Source organism: Litoreibacter ascidiaceicola, from assembly GCF_900129235.1.
Taxonomy (GTDB): domain Bacteria; phylum Pseudomonadota; class Alphaproteobacteria; order Rhodobacterales; family Rhodobacteraceae; genus Litoreibacter; species Litoreibacter ascidiaceicola.
Map to the genome: position 1 here is coordinate 68,312 of NZ_FQUV01000001.1, position 17,700 is coordinate 86,011.

Consider the following 17,700-nt stretch of genomic DNA (forward strand, 5'->3'; position numbering starts at 1 on the left):
TCGATATGAACGACGAGACCCCAAGCTCCCCCCGCCGCGCCGGAGGCCGCGCCGCGCGCCGCGCCATGCGGGCCGCCCCCCTTGCCACCGACAAACGCCCCGTACGGGCCGGACTGGAGGGTGGGCAATTGCGCGTCCTGTCCGACATCGACATCGCCAATATCCACGAGGCCGCGTTGACGGCATTGGAGGAAATCGGCTTGGCCGACGCACCCGAAAGCGGCATCAAAATTCTGACGGGTGCTGGCGCGATCTTGGGCGACGACGGCCGCATCCGTTTCCCACGCGCTTTGGTCGAAGACATGCTGGCGGTGGCGTGCAAGGACATCACCCTATGCGGACGCGATCCGGTCAATGATCTGCACCTGAACGGCAAGAAAGTGCATTTCGGCACCGCGGGCGCCGCAGTGCATGTGGTGGACGTCGCAGGCCGCGACTACCGCGAAAGCACGGTTCAGGACTTGTTCGACGCCGCCCGCATTGCGGACCGGCTGGACAACATCCACTTTTTGCAACGTCCCATGGTGTGCCGCGACATCGCCGACAGTTACGAGATGGATTTAAACACCATCTACGCCTGCTGTCGTGGCACGACCAAACATATCGGCACCTCGTTTACCGAGCCGGACTACGTCGCAGGCGCGTTGGAGATGTTGCACCTGATCGCGGGCAGCGAGGAGGCATGGCGGGCGCGGCCCTTCTTGTCGAACTCCAACTGTTTCGTGGTCCCGCCGATGAAATTCGCCACCGAGGCCTGCCGCGTGATGGAGGAATGCATCGCGGGTGGCATGCCTGTGCTGCTGTTGTCGGCTGGTATGGCTGGTGCCACGGCACCTTCGCCCGTGGCAGGCGCGATTGTGCAGGCGGTGGCGGAATGCCTGGCGGGCGTGGTCTATGTGAACGCCATCAAGCCGGGTCATCCGGCGGTGTTCGGCACGTGGCCGTTCGGGTTGGACTTGCGCACGGGGGCGATGTCGGTCGGCTCTGGCGAGCAGGCGTTACTCACGGCGGGCTGCGCGCAGATGCACCACTTCTACGGCATCCCCGGCGGGGCTGCGGCGGGCGCGTCCGATTCCAAACTGCCCGACATGCAGGCGGGTTGGGAGCAGATGTGCTCCAACGTGATGGCAGGGCTATCAGGGTTGAACATGGTCTATGAGGCGGCGGGCATGCATGCCTCCTTGCTGGGGTTTTGCCACGAAAGCCTGATCTTGGGCGATGATCTGATCGGGCAGGCCCTGCGCTGCGTGCGCGGGATCGAAGTGTCCGAGGAGACGCTGGCGCTGGATGTGATGCGCGCCACCTGCTTGGGTGTCGATGGGGCCAAGGGCGTCGGGCATTATCTGGGTGCGGATCAAACACTGAGCCGGATGGAAACCGACTACGTATACCCCAGTTTGGGTGACCGGACCTCCCCAAAGGAATGGGCCGAGAAGGACAAACCGGACCTTTTGGAAAACACCACAGCGAAGAAGGACGCCATTCTGGCGGAGCGGTCGTTGGCAGAGTTTGATCCGACCGTGGATGTGGCGATCCGGTCGCGGTTCAAGGTTCATTTGAAGCTCTAAACACGTGGCATAAGGTCGAGGCGACAGGCTTTAAGTCCGGCCTATCTGAGAGTACGCTTCGGGCGATGAAGCCTCGCGAACAGGAGCTGATATGTCCGTAACGATACGCCCAGCCGAACTGGCAGATATTGACGCCATGGGCGCGTTGCTCGTTCAGGACGCCAAACAACGGCAGACCACGGATCCGATCCTGTGGACCTTGGCACCTGATGCGCTGGAAAAAGTCACATCAACGATCAAATCCGCGATGGAAATAACCTCGCCGCCCTTCCGGCAGCAATGGTTATTAGCAGAGGACCGAGGCACTGTTGTCGGCCTCACCCATACCATCCTGCTGCCTGTTCCGCCGATTTATGCGGGTGAGTTTGGCCCGCCCGGATTGATCATGGAAGACTGCTTTGTCGCCGATGAAGCGCCTGCCGACACTGCCAAAGCCCTGCTGGAAGCGGCAGAGGCTGATCTGGTCGAGGCTGGTGCGAAAATTCTGCTCGGCTCCTCTACATCAGGTGGCGCTTGGGAGGCTGTGTACCAAGCGGCTGATTATGCGCCTTTGACATTGTATTATGCCAAGTCGGACCTGACCGATGCGCCTACGTCTGAAGATGTCCGCAAGGCAGACGCCGATGACGTGGAGGCGATCGTCGCGTCCAGTGCGGTTAACCGTCAGGTTTTGTATGACCTCAATGACTTCTGGAAACCCCATCCCGACGCCGACGCGCGGTTCGGCGCTTGGATGACCCGCAGTCTGACCCTTGCGGACCGCGATATGTTCGCCTCGGAGGCAGAGGGCTATTTTGAAGGCTACGTAATCTCGCAACCAGCTTCCGCACTACATTTCCCAACCGCCCATGACGTCACAGGCATCGGGTTCGTTGATGACTATTTCCACACAGATTATGAAACCCCCGATAGCTTGGAAGAGGACGGCCCCGCCGCCGCAGCCCTCCTGCATGCCGCCGAGGCGGCCCTGAAAGAACGCGGCAATCGGGCTGCATTGATCGTCTGCCCCGCAGCTTGGTCCTCGAAAATCTTTTTGCTGCAAAACCTCGGATATGAGACCGCGATCACATGGTTCATTAAGTCTTAATCCTGCGTGCTCAGGCCGTTGCTTGCGGTCGCAGCTGTCGGGATTTGTTCAGACCGTAGGGTTTGCGGAGGCGAAGCCCGTTAAAGAAGCGTGTTTTCAATACTCTCGATCAGTTGCGGCCCATCATCACGGGCCCCGAACTTGGCCACTTTATGATGTCGGAACCTGCCGTCCCAATGCGTACCAAAGCTGGACCGGATTTGCGCGTCATTTTCGGTGTGCCCCAACCATTGCTCCGCTTCTTCACCATTGAGGATGACAGGCATTCTGGGGTGAAGGTCTGATATTTCCGGCAAGGCTTCCCTTGTCAGTATCGTACATGTCCTGACACCATCCTTGCGCTGCGATTGCAGTCCCGCGAACAGCATCACCGGCTGGTTCTGCTCCACATAAATGCGATGGGGTTGTTTGTTCGCTTTGGTCCCGCTCCATTCGTAGTAGCCGGTCGCGAGGATCAGACAGCGACCATCCTTCCATGCATTCCGGAAGGTCGGTTTCTCATGGGCCGTTTCAATCTTTGCGTTGAAGGTCGTGGCTTTCCAGTCCTGAACGCTGCCCTTGTGCCACAGCGGCACCAACCACCAGCGGGCGGTGGTGGAGACCAGTTGCTGGCCCTCCTGCGGGTAAAGCAAACAGACCTGCTGCGTCGGAGCAATGTTATAGCCAATCTCCGGGTCGGGTGCGTCCGCTTCTATTTTGATCGGTTTGGACGGGTAAACGAAGCCCTCCACGATCGCCGTCATCTCAGCCTGAGTACGGCCGCCACCTATCAATCTTCCACACATGACCCAAGCATGAGAAGTTTGCCGGGATTTGTCCAGTTAGGACGCCCTAGCGCGAAAGGGTTGCGGCAGCTTTGGCCAACGCGGTGATCCCGTCCCAGTCTCCGGCTTGCACCTTGTCTTTCGGGGCGACCCAAGAGCCACCGGCGCAGACAACATTGGACAGGCTCAGGTAGTCGTTCGCATTGGACGGGCTCACACCGCCTGTGGGGCAGAAGCTGACCTGCGGGATCGGCGCGCCGATGGCTTTAAGCGCCGGTGCGCCGCCGGATGCCTCGGCGGGGAAGAACTTGAGCATGGTGTAGCCACGCTCCAGCAACCGCATGGCCTCTGTTGCGGTGGCGACGCCGGGGAGCAGCGGCAAGCCTGCCTCTTCGCAGGCGTCGAGCAAACGGTCGGTGGCCCCCGGAGAGACGCCGAACTTTGCACCTGCATCAATAGCTGCGTGAACGTCTTCAGGCGTCAGCAACGTGCCTGCGCCAACCACACCGCCCTCGACCTTGGCCATTTCGGCAATAACTTCGAGCGCTGCGGGCGTGCGCAATGTAACCTCCAACGCAGGCAAACCACCTGCGACCAGTGCTTTCGCCAAAGGCTGCGCATGATCTGCATCATCGACCACAAGCACGGGAACAATCGGGGCAAGTTCGCAGATGTCACGGGCGAGTTGGCTGGCTTGGAGTGGAGTCATGTGTGATGTCCTTTGTGGTGAGCCGGAGGGGCCTTCGGCGGAGAGATTTATAAACTGTAAGGTAGTTTAGACCACGACCCCTGCCCCGTCAGCAGCAATGCCAGCGGTTTGACGGAAGATCGAGAACAGCTCGCGCCCTATACCATGGGAATTGTCGCTGAGATCGGGCATGACCGAGGCGCGCGATTGCACGTCGGGGGTCAGAACCTCCAGCGTGCCTTGTGTCGCGTCAAGGCGGATCACGTCACCGTCTTGCAGCTTGCCAATAAGACCACCATCGACGGCTTCGGGGCAGACATGAATGGCCGCGGGCACCTTGCCGGACGCGCCGGACATCCGACCATCGGTGACCAGCGCCACCTTGAGACCGCGATCTTGCAGCACGGCAAGGATCGGCGTCAGGCCGTGAAGTTCCGGCATCCCGTTGGATTTGGGACCTTGGAAGCGCACCACGACGATGGTGTCGGAAGTGAACTCGCCTGCTTTGAAGGCCGCTTTCACCTCGTCTTGCGTCTGGAATATACGCGCGGGGGCCTCGATGATGTGACGCTCGGGCGCGACCGCCGAGACCTTGATGACGCCACGACCCAGATTACCAGTGAGTTGCTTCAACCCGCCTTCTGGGGCGAATGGGTCCGACGCGGGGCGCAAGATACGGTCGTTCTGGGTTTCACGCGGCGCGTCTTCCCATGTCAGCTGACCGTCACGCAGCTTCGGGTCGCGGGCGTACAGGCCAAGACCATCGCCCATCACGGTGCGGGTGTCAGGGTGCAACAAGCCTGCGTCAAGCAGCTCGCCGATCATATAGGTCAGCCCGCCTGCCGCGTGGAAATGGTTCACGTCGGCCAAGCCGTTCGGATAGACCCGCGCCATCAGCGGTGTCGCATCCGAGATGTCGGACAGGTCTTGCAAATCAAGGAGTACACCTGCTGCACGGGCCATAGCGATGATGTGGATCACCAGATTAGTGGAGCCGCCAGTCGCCATCAGGCCGACAAGGCCGTTCACGAATGTCTTCTCGTCAAGGATGTCACACACTGGCGTATAGTCATTGCCAAGGTTGGTGATTTCCAAAGCGCGTTTTGCCCCGTAATTGGTCAGTGCGTCGCGCATGTCAGTGCCGGGATTGACGAAGCTGGAACCCGGAAGGTGCAGCCCCATGAACTCCATCAGCATCTGGTTGGAGTTGGCGGTGCCGTAGAAGGTGCACGTGCCGGGGGAATGGTAAGACGCCATCTCGGCGGCCATGAGCGCGTCGCGACCAACTTCACCGGCGGCAAATTTCTGACGGACTTTGGCTTTTTCGTCGTTGGGCAAGCCGGAGGGCATAGGACCTGCGGGCAGGAAGATACCGGGAAGGTAGCCGAAAGTGGCCGCGGCGATGACGAGGCCCGGCACGATCTTGTCGCACACGCCCAGATAAACAGCGGCATCGAAGGTGTTGTGGCTAAGGCCAACACCAGCAGCCAGCGCGATCACGTCGCGCGAAAACAGCGACAGCTCCATGCCGACCTGGCCTTGGGTGACACCGTCGCACATGGCAGGCACGCCGCCCGCAACCTGCGCCGTGCCGCCATTGGCGCGGGCGGTGGCTTTAATCAGGTCGGGGAAATCCTTGAACGGCTGATGCGCCGAAAGCATGTCGTTATAAGCAGTGATGATCCCAATATTGCCACCCTGCCCGTCAAGCATCGGCTCTTGGTCATCTTCCATCGCCGCGTAGGCATGGGCTTGGTTGCCGCAGGTCAGGTGCGCGCGACGCGGACCTTCTTCGGCGGCTTGACGCATGCGGGCCATATAGGTGCTGCGGCTGTTTTTAGAGCGCGCGATGATCCGCTGGGTGACGTCTTGGATTGTGGCGTTGAGCTGCATATCGACCTCCGTAGGTTAGATATGACATACGCTCGTTAGCGCTAACAGTAAACCTGAAAATGCTGTCCGCGGATCAGGTGGTGCTTGACTTGAACACCAGCGACGCGCCGTTGATGCAGTGGGTCTGGATGCCTTCGACAATCAACAGGTGGCCCAAATGGCTACCACAGCGGCGGCAATGAGTCTCGATGAGCGCGGCGAAACCGGCTGCGGAATCTCCGTATTCCGGCGGGATGATCCCATCTATTCCCGTCAACACGTTGTTGGGAACGGCGTGATAGAAAAAGGCCCAGCCTTTTTTCAGGACAACTTTCCATTTTCCATCATAGCTTGGCAGGTCACAGCCCTTACAGTGGTAGATACCTTCGGCAGTTTCGTTCCAATGCGGGCTGGATTTTTGCTTTTCAGTCTTTCCCTCGCGCAGGATAGCGTAGTCGAACTCGCTGAGTTGCGCGCGCCACTCTGCTTCTGTGCGGATGACTTCGTATTGGTAGTCGGACGCGCCCTCCGCTTCGAGCGCCATCGCCCTAGAGGATACGCCAACGGTTAACGCTGCTGCGCTGGAATACGCAAAAAATCCGCGGCGGTTCAATTCAGTTTTGACTATCATCGACATGGGCTTTCACTTTCCATCAGCACGCCTTGGCCTTGCCTCGGCGAGACAGGCATTCAGGTTTTCGAATTTAAGGTGTCACGTCAGCGAGCAATCAGCTTGCCCGCTCGCCAACTTGGCAACTGCGGTGATCAGTTGTTCATTTCAGCGGCGCTGTCGCTTTCCATCAGCTTCATCTGAGCTGCCAGAATTTGCTTGCGCGATGCTGTATCGGACGAGAAGAATGCCTCGCGCTCGGCTGCGCTCATGTTGCCCAGAGCGAACCGCATCTGCGCCGCGTCGACGTCGCCCATGGAGCTGTCGTTCAGCATGATTTCGGCGGCTGAATTGTTGCTCATGGCGAGCAATTCTTCGACACTTGACGCATGGCTTTCAGCGAAGGAAGGCGCAGCGAAGGCAATTGTGGCAACGAGTGTTGTAATAAAAAATTTCATTGGGTGTCTCCAGTTTTTGTTATTATTATGTCTTGAGCACCTAACAGTGTAGCACGCCCCTGCGCCCGCGCGGCAGCAATTCTGGATAACAGAGTAGTTGCGCTTCAAACCAACAGGTTACACGCGGAAACGCGCGCAAAACGGCCAATTTAGCCGATGATTGTGATCAAACTTTCGCCCCCGAATGTCAGGTTGATCGTCGATATCAGCGATAGAGCAGCGATTTGCCATCCGCGAACAGGTGCACCTTCGACGGGTCTGCCGTCATGCTAATGACCTTCCCACGCACGCCTGTGTGGATTCCTTGCAGCTTGGCAATAACCGGCTCGTGCTCGGGCGACGATTTGGCGAAATAGAGCTGCGTCACTTCGCCCAAAGCCTCGACGATATTGACCGTGCCGGCATAGGCGTAGTTGTCGCCGTCTGTCGCGATCATGTCCTCGGGGCGGATGCCGACATTTACCTTAAGCCCCATGTCATCCGCATTGGTCGGGATATTGGCAGTGATGGTGCCCTTGCCCTCGGGCAGCGCCACGGTGGTCACCTTGCCGGTTCCCACAACCTCGCCTGCCATCAGGTTCATCGCCGGAGAGCCAATGAACTGCGCGACGAATTCGTTCTCAGGCGTCTCGTACAGCTCCAACGGGGAGCCGACCTGCGCGATGCCCTTGTTCGCCAGCACCACGATGCGCGACGCCAGCGTCATCGCCTCCACCTGATCGTGGGTCACGTAGATCATCGTAGAGTTCGGCATGCTCTCTTTAAGCTGCGCAATCTCGATGCGGGTGGCGACGCGCAAGGACGCATCCAGGTTGGAGAGCGGCTCGTCGAACAGGTAAACCTTCGGGTCGCGCACAATGCTGCGACCGATGGCAACCCGCTGGCGTTGACCACCGGACAGCGCCTTGGGCAAGCGGTCAAGGTAGTCGTCCAGTTGCAGCACTTTCGCCGCGCGGTTCACGGCCTCGTCGATCTCGGACGGGCTTTTCTTCGCCAACTTCAACGCAAACGCCATATTGTCGCGCACCGTCATATGCGGATAAAGCGCGTAGCTTTGGAACACCATGGCGATGCCACGTTGCGCGGGGGGGACGTCGTTCATCACCTCACCGTCGATTTGCAACTCGCCGGCGGTGATCTTCTCCAGCCCCGCGACCATCCGCAGCAGCGTGGACTTGCCGCAGCCGGAGGGGCCGACGAAGACGATCAACTCGCCCGTGGTGATGTCGAGGTTGATGTCTTTCAACACCTCGACCGCGCCGCCATAGGTCTTGCCGACATCCGTGAGTTTCAGGTCTGCCATGGTCGTTTCCTCCCCGTTACCGTTGCAGCACGAAGCATGGCTGCCACGGCCCTAAATGCAGTTTTCCATCCGCCGCCGCACCGGTGGAGCCAAGCTCCGTCCCGATAGCGACCCAATCGCCTGCCGGCATATCCAGCGTGGACGGCGTGTCCGACAGGTTGAAGGCGCAGAAGATGGTCTCGCCTTCGTGGCTGCGCGTGAAGCTGAGCACGTCGCCGTCCGCGGTCAGGTCTGCGTGTGTACCCTTTACCAACGCCTGATGCGTGCGGCGGAAGGCCAGCGCGCGGCGGTAGTGGTGCAAGGGGGCGGCGGGATCATGTTCCTGCGTCTCGACCGAGCGCATGACGTGGTCGTGGCTCACCGGCAACCAAGGTTGCGCGGCGGAGAAGCCGCCATTCTGGTTGGACGGCTCCCAGACCATCGGCGTGCGACAGCCGTCACGCCCCTTAAATTCGGGCCAGAACTCGATGCCATAGGGATCTTGCAGGTCCTCGAAGGCAACTTCGGCCTCCGGCAGGCCCAACTCCTCGCCCTGATACAGGCACAGCGAGCCGCGCAGGGCCATCATCATCGTGGTGTAGCAGCGATGCGCCGCTGGCGTCAGATTCCAACGCGTGGTGTGACGGATCACGTCATGGTTGGAGAACGCCCAGCAGGCCCAGCCATCCGGCGCGGCCGCGTCCAGACGCGTCATGGTTTCCACCACACGGGATGCGGTCAGCTTCTCGGCGGACAGGAATTCGAACGCGTAGCACATATGCACATGGTCATCGCCCGCGGTGTATTCGCCCAGAAGCTCCAGCCCGCGCTGCGCGTCGCCGACCTCGCCCACGCAGGCGGCGGCAGGGTATTCGTCCAGCAGATCGCGGTAGCGTTCGAGGAACGCGAGGTTCTCCGGCTGGTTCTTGGAATAGAGGTGTTCTTGATGGTTATACGGGTTCACCGAGGGTGCGATATTGGCGTTGCGCTTCTCTGGCGGCAACGCGGGGTTGTCGCGCAATTCCTTGTCGGCGAAGTAGAAGTTGATCGTATCCAGCCGGAAGCCATCCACACCGCGATCCAGCCAGAAGCGGGTCGCGTCCAGCAATGCATCCTGTACGTCCACGTTGTGGAAATTCAGGTCGGGCTGGGAAGCGAGGAAGTTGTGCAGATAATACTGCTCGCGCCGCGCGTCCCAGTGCCACGCAGGCCCGCCGAAGATCGACAGCCAGTTGTTGGGAGGCGTGCCATCCGGCTTGGGGTCGGCCCAGACATACCAGTCAGCCTTTTCATTGTCGCGACTCGCACGGCTTTCCTGAAACCAAGGGTGCTGGTCGGAAGTGTGCGACAGCACAAGGTCGATCATCACCTTCAACCCGCGCTCATGCGCAGCCTCGATCAGCACGTCGAAATCGCTGAGTTGGCCGAACATCGGATCGACATCGCAATAATCGCTGACGTCATAGCCGAAGTCTTTCATCGGCGAAGTGAAAAACGGGCTGATCCAGATCGCGTCCACGCCAAGGGATGCGATGTAAGGAATGCGCGAGACGATGCCGAGCAGGTCCCCCACCCCGTCGCCATTGCTGTCCTGAAAGCTGCGCGGATAAATCTGGTAGATCACCGCCCCGCGCCACCAGTCCTTGTCGGCGGCCGTTGTGGCGTTTAGTTTCGGGTCGATTTTGCTCATGTCGGTCTCTTGTTATTTGACGGAGCCGGCCAGCAGACCGCGCACCAGATAGCGTTGCATTGTGAAGAAGACGATCAGCGGCACGGCGATCGAAATGAAAGCCGCCGCCGCAAGAATACCCCAGTCGCCACCCTTGGACCCTAACAGGTCGTCGGCGATCTTGACCGTCATCACCCACGACTCCGAGTTCGACGGTAGAAAGACCTTGGCCACCAGCAGATCGTTCCAAGTCCACAGGAACTGGAAAATGGCGAAGCTCGCCAGCGCGGGGAAGCTCAGCGGCAGCACGATTTTTGTGAACACCTGAAAGTCCGTGGCCCCGTCCACCTTGGCACTCTCGATAATGTCGCGCGGCAGGCCGACCATGTAGTTTCTGAGCAGGTATATCGCCAAGGGTAACCCGAAGCCGGTATGCGCCATCCAGATGCCAAGGAAGCTCTGCCCGATGCCCACCTTATTATGCAGCGTCAGCAGCGGCACCAGCGCCAGTTGCAACGGCACGACAAGCAGGCCGACGACCAGTGCGATCAGGAAGCCGCGGCCCTTGAAGTCCATCCACGCAAGCGCATAGGCGGCGAAGGCGGCGATCAGGATCGGAATGATCGTGGCCGGAATGGTCACCGTCAGCGTGTTGATAAACGCGCGGTCCATGTTGTCGGAGGCCATGATGGTCCGGTAATTGTCGAGCGAGAATTCCGGCGGGCTGGAAGCCGCATAATAGATCGACGGGTCACGCGTGATCTCGGCGGGCGAGGTATAGACGTAGGAGCCGTCGGAATGCACCGTCAACGTCCGGTCCTTGGTCAACTGCGCTGTTTCCCCTGCTTTGAATTCAGTCGGGGCCGCCCGTTTGCCCCCAAAGCGGGCCACTTTGCCTTTGCCGTCTTCAAACACATTGCCGGTAATGACGTTTACACCACCGTTAATTTCCGCGTCATCTGCGGGCGCTTTGGCCTGATAGTTTTGCGACACCGGAAACGGCGACAACCACCAGCCGGTCGCACTGATCTGGTCGCGGTCGCGGAACGACGATACCAGCAGGCCCACCGTGGGGATCAACCACAAGACGACCAGCAACACGACCGAGATATTCACGGCCCATGATAGGGCGGGCTTGGTTCCGGCAATATTATCCATAATTTGCTTCCTTATGGTCGCGGGCCATTATTTCATCTCCGCACGGGCTTGGCGAATGTTCCAGATCATCACGGGCAGCACGATAATCATGATCACGAAGGCCACCGCTGTGGCGCGGCCGTCATCGCGGAACATGTAGCTCATCATGTAACTCGGCAGGATTTCGGTGCCGAAATTGCCTCCCGTCATGGTGTAGACGATGTCGAACACTTTCAGCACAAGGATGGTGATGGTGGTCCACACCACGACGATGGTGCCCATGATCTGCGGCACCTTGATCTTGAAGAATATCTGGAACGGGTTGGCGCCGTCGATGATGGCGGCCTCGATGGTCTCCTCGGGTATGCCGCGCAACGCGGCGCTAAGGATCACCATGGCAAAGCCCGTTTGGATCCACACGAGGATGAACATCAGGAAGAAGTTATTCCAGAACGGCAGTTGCAGCGGGTCCAGCGGGGCCGCGCCAAAGCTGTCGCGGATGGCGTTGATCAGGCCGATATCGGGATTGTTGGCGTAGACAAATTTCCAGATCAGCGACGCGCCGACAAAAGAGATCGCCATCGGCATGAAAATAATCGACTTGGCAATGTTGCCCCAGACCAACCGGTCGGTAAGCTGGGCCACCAGCAACCCAAGGAACGTCGCCCCCGCAGGCACGACCAGCACCCATAGGAAGTTGTTCAAAAGCGCAGTCTGGAAACCGGTATCAGCAAACATTGTGCTGTAATTGCCGAACCCGATGAAGTCATCACCGCTGCGATTGAACAGCGAGCGGTAGAAGGACCCCACCACCGGATAAAGCAGATAAAGGCTCAGCGCCGAGAGCGCCGGAAACAGGAACAACCACGGGCGGATGATGTTGGCGCGGTTGATATTCTCGCCCAAGGTGACTGCACGTTTGGGCAGCCAGGCCCAAGGGGAAAAGATCATCAGCGCCGCCATGAGAAGTGCCACAAGAACGACACCCCACGCACCGCCAAGCCATTGACCCAGCACCACGATGCTCGCCACCGGAGTGATCAGAATGTTGACGAAACTCTGGGGAAGAATGTCCCCAAGCATAAACACCACGCCGGTCGCCAGAACCACAAGCAGAATAACAACCGCGGCAAGGCCGATCTTGCGGCGTTTGAGAACGGATGCTTCATCAAGGGCAACGGGGCGGAACAAAATCTTGTCGATGAACAGGTTCGACAACAGGAAGTATCCGACGCAGCCGCCGACACCGATGAGAATGGTTAGCATGCCTTGGAACAGCGGTGACATGGGTCAGTCCTCCGGGTGGATGGGCAAGGGTGAAACGCAGATCGCGCCCGCCAGATGTCTATAACGTTGTGCAGTTTAGACGGCGACAGCGTCGCCTCAGTCAGAGCATGAAGGACGCGCAGAGTGCGCCGCGCGTCCTCGTTTTTGTCTAGGGCTTACTGGATTGCGTCCCAGCGGTCCTGTATACCCTTCGCGACATCGGCAGCGTCTGCTCCGGTCACGTAATCCACCATGCCGGTCCAGAACGCACCTGCCCCGATTTCGCCCGGCATCAAGTCGGATGCGTCGAAACGGAACGTCGTGGCGTTTTGCAGGATTTCACCCTGCGCCCGCGAGCTGTCATCGGCATAAGTCGCAAGATTGACCCCCGCATGCGCTGTCAGGAAGCCACCTTGGGTCATCCACAACTCATGCGCGATTGGCAGCTTCATGAACTCGATGAACGCATTGGCCGCGTCGGACGGGTTGGTGATCGCAAACAGCGCCCCTGCTCCGAGAACGGGTTTGCCAAGGTCCTTGTCTGCGTAGGCCGGGAAGTAGAAGAAATCGACGTCCTCGCCCATTTCGGTGCCTTCAGGGAAGAACGCCGGAATAAACGACGCCTGACGGTGCATGTAACATTTCGGCGGGATCGCAAACAAACCTGCAGGGCTGTCACGGAAATCCGTGCTGGCCACCGCTGCGGCACCGCCGTCAACATACGCGTCATTGCGGGCAAAAGCGCCGAACTCTTCAATGGCCGCGATCACTTTGGGATCGTCGAACTTCATCTCGTTGGCGACCCACGCATCATAGTCTTCTGGCGAGGTGGTGCGCAGCATCATGTCTTCGACCCAGTCGGTCGCAGGCCAACCGGTTGCAGCCCCAGATCCCAAACCGATACACCAAGGTGTGCCGCCGTCTTCGACGATCTGGTCCGTCAGGGCCTTCAGCTCCTCCATCGTCTCTGGAATGTCATAGCCACCCTCGTCAAACGCTTCGGGCGCGTACCAAACCAGCGACTTTACATCGACACGGTAGAAGAAGCCGTACATCTGGTCAGCGCCGTCTTTGTCAGCGTAAGTGCCCAGATCAACCCATGACTGGCCTGCCGCGAAGTTGTTGGCGACCCAATCGGCGGTGCCGTCAGCAAGCGGCGTCAACAAGCCTTGGCTGGCCATATCGGCGGCCAGACCGGGCTGTGGGAACGCGGCCAGGTTCGGCGCGGAGCCGGAGCGCGCGGACACAACAATGTCCTGCTCGAAGCTGTCAGAGCCGGAATAGGTCACGTCAGCGCCAGTCGCCGCGTTGAAGTAAGCCATGACCTTCTCGACTTTTTCTTTCTCGTTTCCGGTCCACGCGCCCGTGATGGTCAGCGATTGACCGCTCAGATCGGTAGCCTCTGCAAACGCGTTGTAGCTGTCCCATGAAAAGTCACCGCCTTCGGAGCCAAAGGCAAGATGGCCGTCGGCAAATGCGGATGAGCTGCTCAGCGCGATGATGGCCGCCGAGGTGTATAGGCTAAGTTTCATAAAATCCTCCCAGTTTCAGCGCGTGCTGCGCCTAAGTATCTTTCGCGCGTTTGAGAATCATTTTCCAAAGCGCTTTGGATAAACTTAAAAGTGACCTAGCGTCCGGCCTAAGTCAACAAATCGTATTGGCGAGGTAATGTTTTCCTTATCTTTTCTGCACATGCGAACACTCATTCCGCGACGCAGCGACCAAATCCCCTTTGACCGCACGCCAAACGCCCCCTAATAATTGTATAAATATTCAAAGCGCTTTGAAAATCGTAATGGAGGCCGTCAGATGAATTTACGTGAACTGTCGGACCTTCTCGGCCTGTCTCAAACCACAGTCAGCCGCGCTTTGAACGGCTACCCCGAGGTCAAGGAAGCCACCCGCCTTCGCGTGACCGAGGCTGCACGAACCCATAACTACCATCCGAACACCCGCGCCAAAAGTCTGGCGACAGGTCGAACGATGTCGATCGGCCATGTCATTCCCCTGTCGAACCAGCATGAGATGGTGAATTGCGTGTTCTCGGACTTCATCGCCGGTGCAGGTGAATCCTATGCCCGCCGCGGTTATGACATGCGCGTGTCAGTGGTGGATGACGCGGATGAAATCGAAGCCTACGAGCGGCTGGCCAGCACCGGAAAGGTTGATGGCGTCATCGTGCATGGGCCGCGCCTTGATGACGAACGCCTCCCGCTTTTGCACCAGCTGGGTCTGCCCTTCGTTGTCCACGGGCGTTCCAGCGATTGCACCACGCCTTATAGTTGGCTGGACGTAAACAACCGCTCTGCCCTTCACCGTGCAACCAACTTCTTGCTGGACTTGGGTCACACCCGCATCGGCCTGATCAACGGGATTGAGGAGATGGATTTCGCGATGCGCAGGCGCGACGGCTACACCACGGCCCTTGAAGCGCGCGGGATCAAGGTCGATCCCGACCTCACCCATGCGTTCGAGATGACCGAACCTTTCGGCTACGCCAAAACCCGCGACATGCTGGACTTGAGTGACCCACCCACTGCCGTGATCGCCTCCTCGTTGATCCCAGCCCTCGGCGTCCGCCGTGCGGTTGAAGAACGCGGCCTAACCATTGGAAAAGACGTGTCTATTATCTGTTTCGATGACGCACTTTCCTATCTGCCGAACGGCGCAGGCTCCCCGATTTTCACAGCTACACGCTCGTCGGTGCGCGACGCCGGACGGCGCTGCGGCGAGATGTTGATGGACCAGATCGAAGGCCGCACCACTGAGCCCGTCCATGAACTGTGGGAGGCCGAGCTTGTCGTGGGGCAATCCACTGGCCCTGCCCCAACCCGTTAGAGGCTCGCACATGCAGTACACCCGCGCAGACTTCCCCGAAGGTTTCCTGTTCGCCGCCGCGACCTCGGCCTATCAAATCGAGGGTCACAGCTTTGGCGGGGCCGGACGCACCCATTGGGACGACTTCGCCGCCACACCGGGCAACGTGGTGCGCGCTGAAAACGGCGCCATCGCCTGTGACCACTACCACCGCTTCGAGGAGGATCTGGACCTAATGGCGGCCATGGGTCTGGACGCCTACCGCTTCTCGACCTCTTGGGCGCGGGTCATGCCCGACGGGCGCGGCGCGCCAAATCAACAGGGCCTCGACTTCTATGACCGCCTCGTGGACGCCATGCTGGAGCGCAACCTGAAACCCATGGCGACGCTCTACCACTGGGAGCTGCCCTCCGCGCTGGCCGATTTGGGCGGTTGGCGCAATCCTGACCTGCCGAAGTGGTTTGGCGACTACACCCGCATCATCATGGACCGCATCGGGGACCGCATGTTCTCGGTCGCGCCGATTAACGAGCCTTGGTGCGTCGGCTGGCTCAGCCACTTCCTTGGTCACCACGCCCCCGGACTGCGCGACATCCGCGCCACGGCCCATGCAATGCACCACGTCCTGTGCGCCCATGGCCGCGCGGTCGAGGTTCTGCGGGATTTGAACGTCCAGAATGTCGGTGCGGTGTGCAATTTTGAATACGCCCACCCCGCAAGCGACAGCCAAGCCGACCACGACGCGGCAATGCAATATGACGGCTACTACAACCGCTTCTTTCTGGGTGGGTTGTTCAAAGGCGCCTACCCCGACGCCGTCATGGAAGGGTTGGAGCCTCATATGCCAAAGGGCTGGCAGGACGATTTCCCGCTGATCGGTCAGAAGCTGGATTGGCTCGGGCTGAACTACTACTCTTGCAAGCGTATCGCTGCCACCGATGGTGCATGGCCAGCCCATAAAGAGGTGGAGGGCCCGTTGCCCAAAACCCAGATGGGCTGGGAGATATACCCAGAAGGCTTGCGTCATTTCCTGACATGGGTGGATGAACACTACACCAAAGGCTTGCCGCTCTACGTAACCGAAAACGGTATGGCCAATCCCGACACGCCAGACAAACCCGACACGGCGCGCATCGACTACCTCGACCAGCATTTGGGTGCCGCCAGACACGCGATTGCCGACGGGGTACCGCTCAAAGGCTATACATTCTGGTCCCTGATGGACAATTACGAATGGGCTTTGGGCTACGAGAAGCGCTTCGGTTTGATCCATGTCGACTTCGATACGCTTGAACGCACCCCAAAAGCCTCTTACCACGCCCTTGCACGCGCATTGAAAGCCTGACCGATATGAACCGTCCAGCAAATACCTATTCCCTCGTCGCCGACATCGGGGGCACCAACACCCGCGTGGCTTTGGCGGAGGGCACCCGGCTGTTGACCGAAACCGTGACCCGCTACGCCAATGTGGACTACCCGGGGCTGGAGTCGGTGTTGAACGCCTATATCGACGCGCAGCAGGTTGACTGCAAAGCCGCTTGCGTGGCCTTAGCGGGTCCGGTCAAAGACGGGCGCGGCTCGATGACCAATCTTGATTGGGAACTGGACGAGGCAACGCTGGCACGCGCCACCCGCTCCGAAACCACTTGCCTGTTAAATGATCTTCAGGCCCAAGGTCACGCCTTGGGGGCGTTGCCAGACGGGGCTGTGACGCAACTAATCGCCTCCGCCGAGGCCAAGCACGACCCGAACGCCACGAAACTGGTCATCGGGGTCGGAACCGGGTTCAACATCGCCCCCGTCTACGAAACCCGTGGCGGGCGGCATGTCCCGCCATCGGAAAGTGGTCACGCCAACCTGCCCTTGCGATCCGACCGCGAGCTGCGGCTGGCCCAGTATTTCGAAACCGCCCATGGTTTCCCCGCCGTGGAAGACATGATCTCCGGCCGCGGGCTGGAGCGGGTCTATGCGTGGTTGGGGATCGAGGCGAACGACCCGCGCGAAGCCCGCGCGGCCGAAATCATGGCGGCGTTTGAAAACGGCACCGACCCGCGGGCGCGCGAAGCGGCCGAGATGTTCGTGCGGATGCTTGGCACAGTCGCAGGGAACCTGTCTTTGATCCATCTGCCTTTTGGCGGTGTTTTCTTCTCTGGCGGCGTAGCGCGGGCTTTTGCGCGGCATTTCGTGCCTTTGGGCTTTGCCGAGGCCTTCCGCGACAAAGGGCGCTTCGCGGGGTTTATGCACAACTTCGAGGTTGGTGTCATTGAAGATGACTTTGCGGCGCTGACAGGCTGCGCGACCTATCTGGCAGGCTTGGAATGACGCCTTCTTGGTGAGTCTCCAGGCGTCGCGACCTACGCCACGTAGTTGCCCTAAAACCCTCGAAACCAGCGTCCTCACGGGTGTGAATTTGCTTTCACATCTTATTCACGCCAACTAACACACTGTTTTTAATGACATTAACCACCGACGCTTAACGTAA

The 17,700-nt window shown here is 59.5% G+C and carries 15 protein-coding genes; 5 read left to right on the top strand and 10 right to left on the bottom strand.

From position 1 onward, the window contains the following. Positions 1–5 precede the first annotated feature (5 nt). Entirely contained in the window at positions 6–1,568 is a 1,563-nt protein-coding gene (locus BUB72_RS00300; protein WP_073140397.1) for a trimethylamine methyltransferase family protein, read from the top strand. 91 nt (positions 1,569–1,659) lie between these two features. Then, positions 1,660–2,655, top strand: a complete 996-nt coding sequence (locus tag BUB72_RS00305; RefSeq protein WP_073138698.1) for a hypothetical protein — start codon at positions 1,660–1,662, stop codon at positions 2,653–2,655. A gap of 80 nt (positions 2,656–2,735) precedes the next feature. Here BUB72_RS00305 and BUB72_RS00310 read toward each other — a convergent pair whose 3' ends face one another. The 10 genes from BUB72_RS00310 to BUB72_RS00355 all read right to left on the bottom strand — a co-directional run bounded on the left by BUB72_RS00310 (position 2,736) and on the right by BUB72_RS00355 (position 13,933). Further along, on the bottom strand, positions 2,736–3,440 hold the full coding sequence (locus tag BUB72_RS00310) for an SOS response-associated peptidase (RefSeq protein WP_073138701.1): 705 nt from the start codon (positions 3,438–3,440) through the stop codon (positions 2,736–2,738). Positions 3,441–3,486: 46 nt separating this feature from the next. Beyond that, positions 3,487–4,128 (bottom strand): bifunctional 4-hydroxy-2-oxoglutarate aldolase/2-dehydro-3-deoxy-phosphogluconate aldolase, encoded by a 642-nt coding sequence (locus tag BUB72_RS00315; RefSeq protein ID WP_073138705.1) that lies wholly within the window; start codon positions 4,126–4,128, stop codon positions 3,487–3,489. Between the two features lie 66 nt (positions 4,129–4,194). Continuing rightward, positions 4,195–6,000: a phosphogluconate dehydratase gene (gene edd, locus BUB72_RS00320; RefSeq protein WP_073138708.1), complete on the bottom strand. Its 1,806-nt coding sequence runs from the start codon at positions 5,998–6,000 to the stop codon at positions 4,195–4,197. A 73-nt stretch (positions 6,001–6,073) separates the two neighbouring features. Further along, positions 6,074–6,616 (bottom strand): peptide-methionine (R)-S-oxide reductase, encoded by a 543-nt coding sequence (locus BUB72_RS00325; protein ID WP_083588508.1) that lies wholly within the window; start codon positions 6,614–6,616, stop codon positions 6,074–6,076. Between the two features lie 128 nt (positions 6,617–6,744). Further along, a complete protein-coding gene (locus BUB72_RS00330; RefSeq protein ID WP_073138711.1) occupies positions 6,745–7,047 on the bottom strand; it encodes a hypothetical protein in 303 nt (100 codons plus the stop codon). A 205-nt stretch (positions 7,048–7,252) separates the two neighbouring features. Beyond that, positions 7,253–8,350: an ABC transporter ATP-binding protein gene (locus BUB72_RS00335; protein WP_073138715.1), complete on the bottom strand. Its 1,098-nt coding sequence runs from the start codon at positions 8,348–8,350 to the stop codon at positions 7,253–7,255. A gap of 16 nt (positions 8,351–8,366) precedes the next feature. Next, the gene (bglA, locus tag BUB72_RS00340) at positions 8,367–10,019 is read right to left on the bottom strand and encodes a beta-galactosidase BglA (protein WP_073138718.1); all 1,653 of its coding nucleotides are present in this window, start codon (positions 10,017–10,019) and stop codon (positions 8,367–8,369) included. A 12-nt stretch (positions 10,020–10,031) separates the two neighbouring features. Next, positions 10,032–11,156: a carbohydrate ABC transporter permease gene (locus tag BUB72_RS00345; RefSeq protein WP_073138723.1), complete on the bottom strand. Its 1,125-nt coding sequence runs from the start codon at positions 11,154–11,156 to the stop codon at positions 10,032–10,034. Positions 11,157–11,183: 27 nt separating this feature from the next. After that, complete coding sequence (locus BUB72_RS00350) at positions 11,184–12,422, bottom strand: carbohydrate ABC transporter permease (RefSeq protein ID WP_245814677.1); 1,239 nt, start codon at positions 12,420–12,422, stop codon at positions 11,184–11,186. 155 nt (positions 12,423–12,577) lie between these two features. Continuing rightward, positions 12,578–13,933 carry an ABC transporter substrate-binding protein gene (locus BUB72_RS00355; protein ID WP_073138727.1) on the bottom strand — a complete coding sequence of 452 codons (1,356 nt, stop codon included), beginning with the start codon at positions 13,931–13,933 and terminating at the stop codon, positions 12,578–12,580. 277 nt (positions 13,934–14,210) lie between these two features. Here BUB72_RS00355 and BUB72_RS00360 point away from each other — a divergent pair, with 277 nt between their 5' ends. Genes BUB72_RS00360 through BUB72_RS00370 form a run of 3 tightly spaced genes read left to right on the top strand, consistent with a single transcriptional unit; the run spans position 14,211 to position 17,540 of the window. Continuing rightward, entirely contained in the window at positions 14,211–15,239 is a 1,029-nt protein-coding gene (locus BUB72_RS00360; protein WP_073138730.1) for a substrate-binding domain-containing protein, read from the top strand. Positions 15,240–15,249: 10 nt separating this feature from the next. Then, entirely contained in the window at positions 15,250–16,563 is a 1,314-nt protein-coding gene (locus tag BUB72_RS00365) for a GH1 family beta-glucosidase (protein ID WP_073138733.1), read from the top strand. 5 nt (positions 16,564–16,568) lie between these two features. Then, entirely contained in the window at positions 16,569–17,540 is a 972-nt protein-coding gene (locus tag BUB72_RS00370) for a glucokinase (protein WP_073138737.1), read from the top strand. The last annotated feature ends 160 nt before the right edge of the window (positions 17,541–17,700 follow it).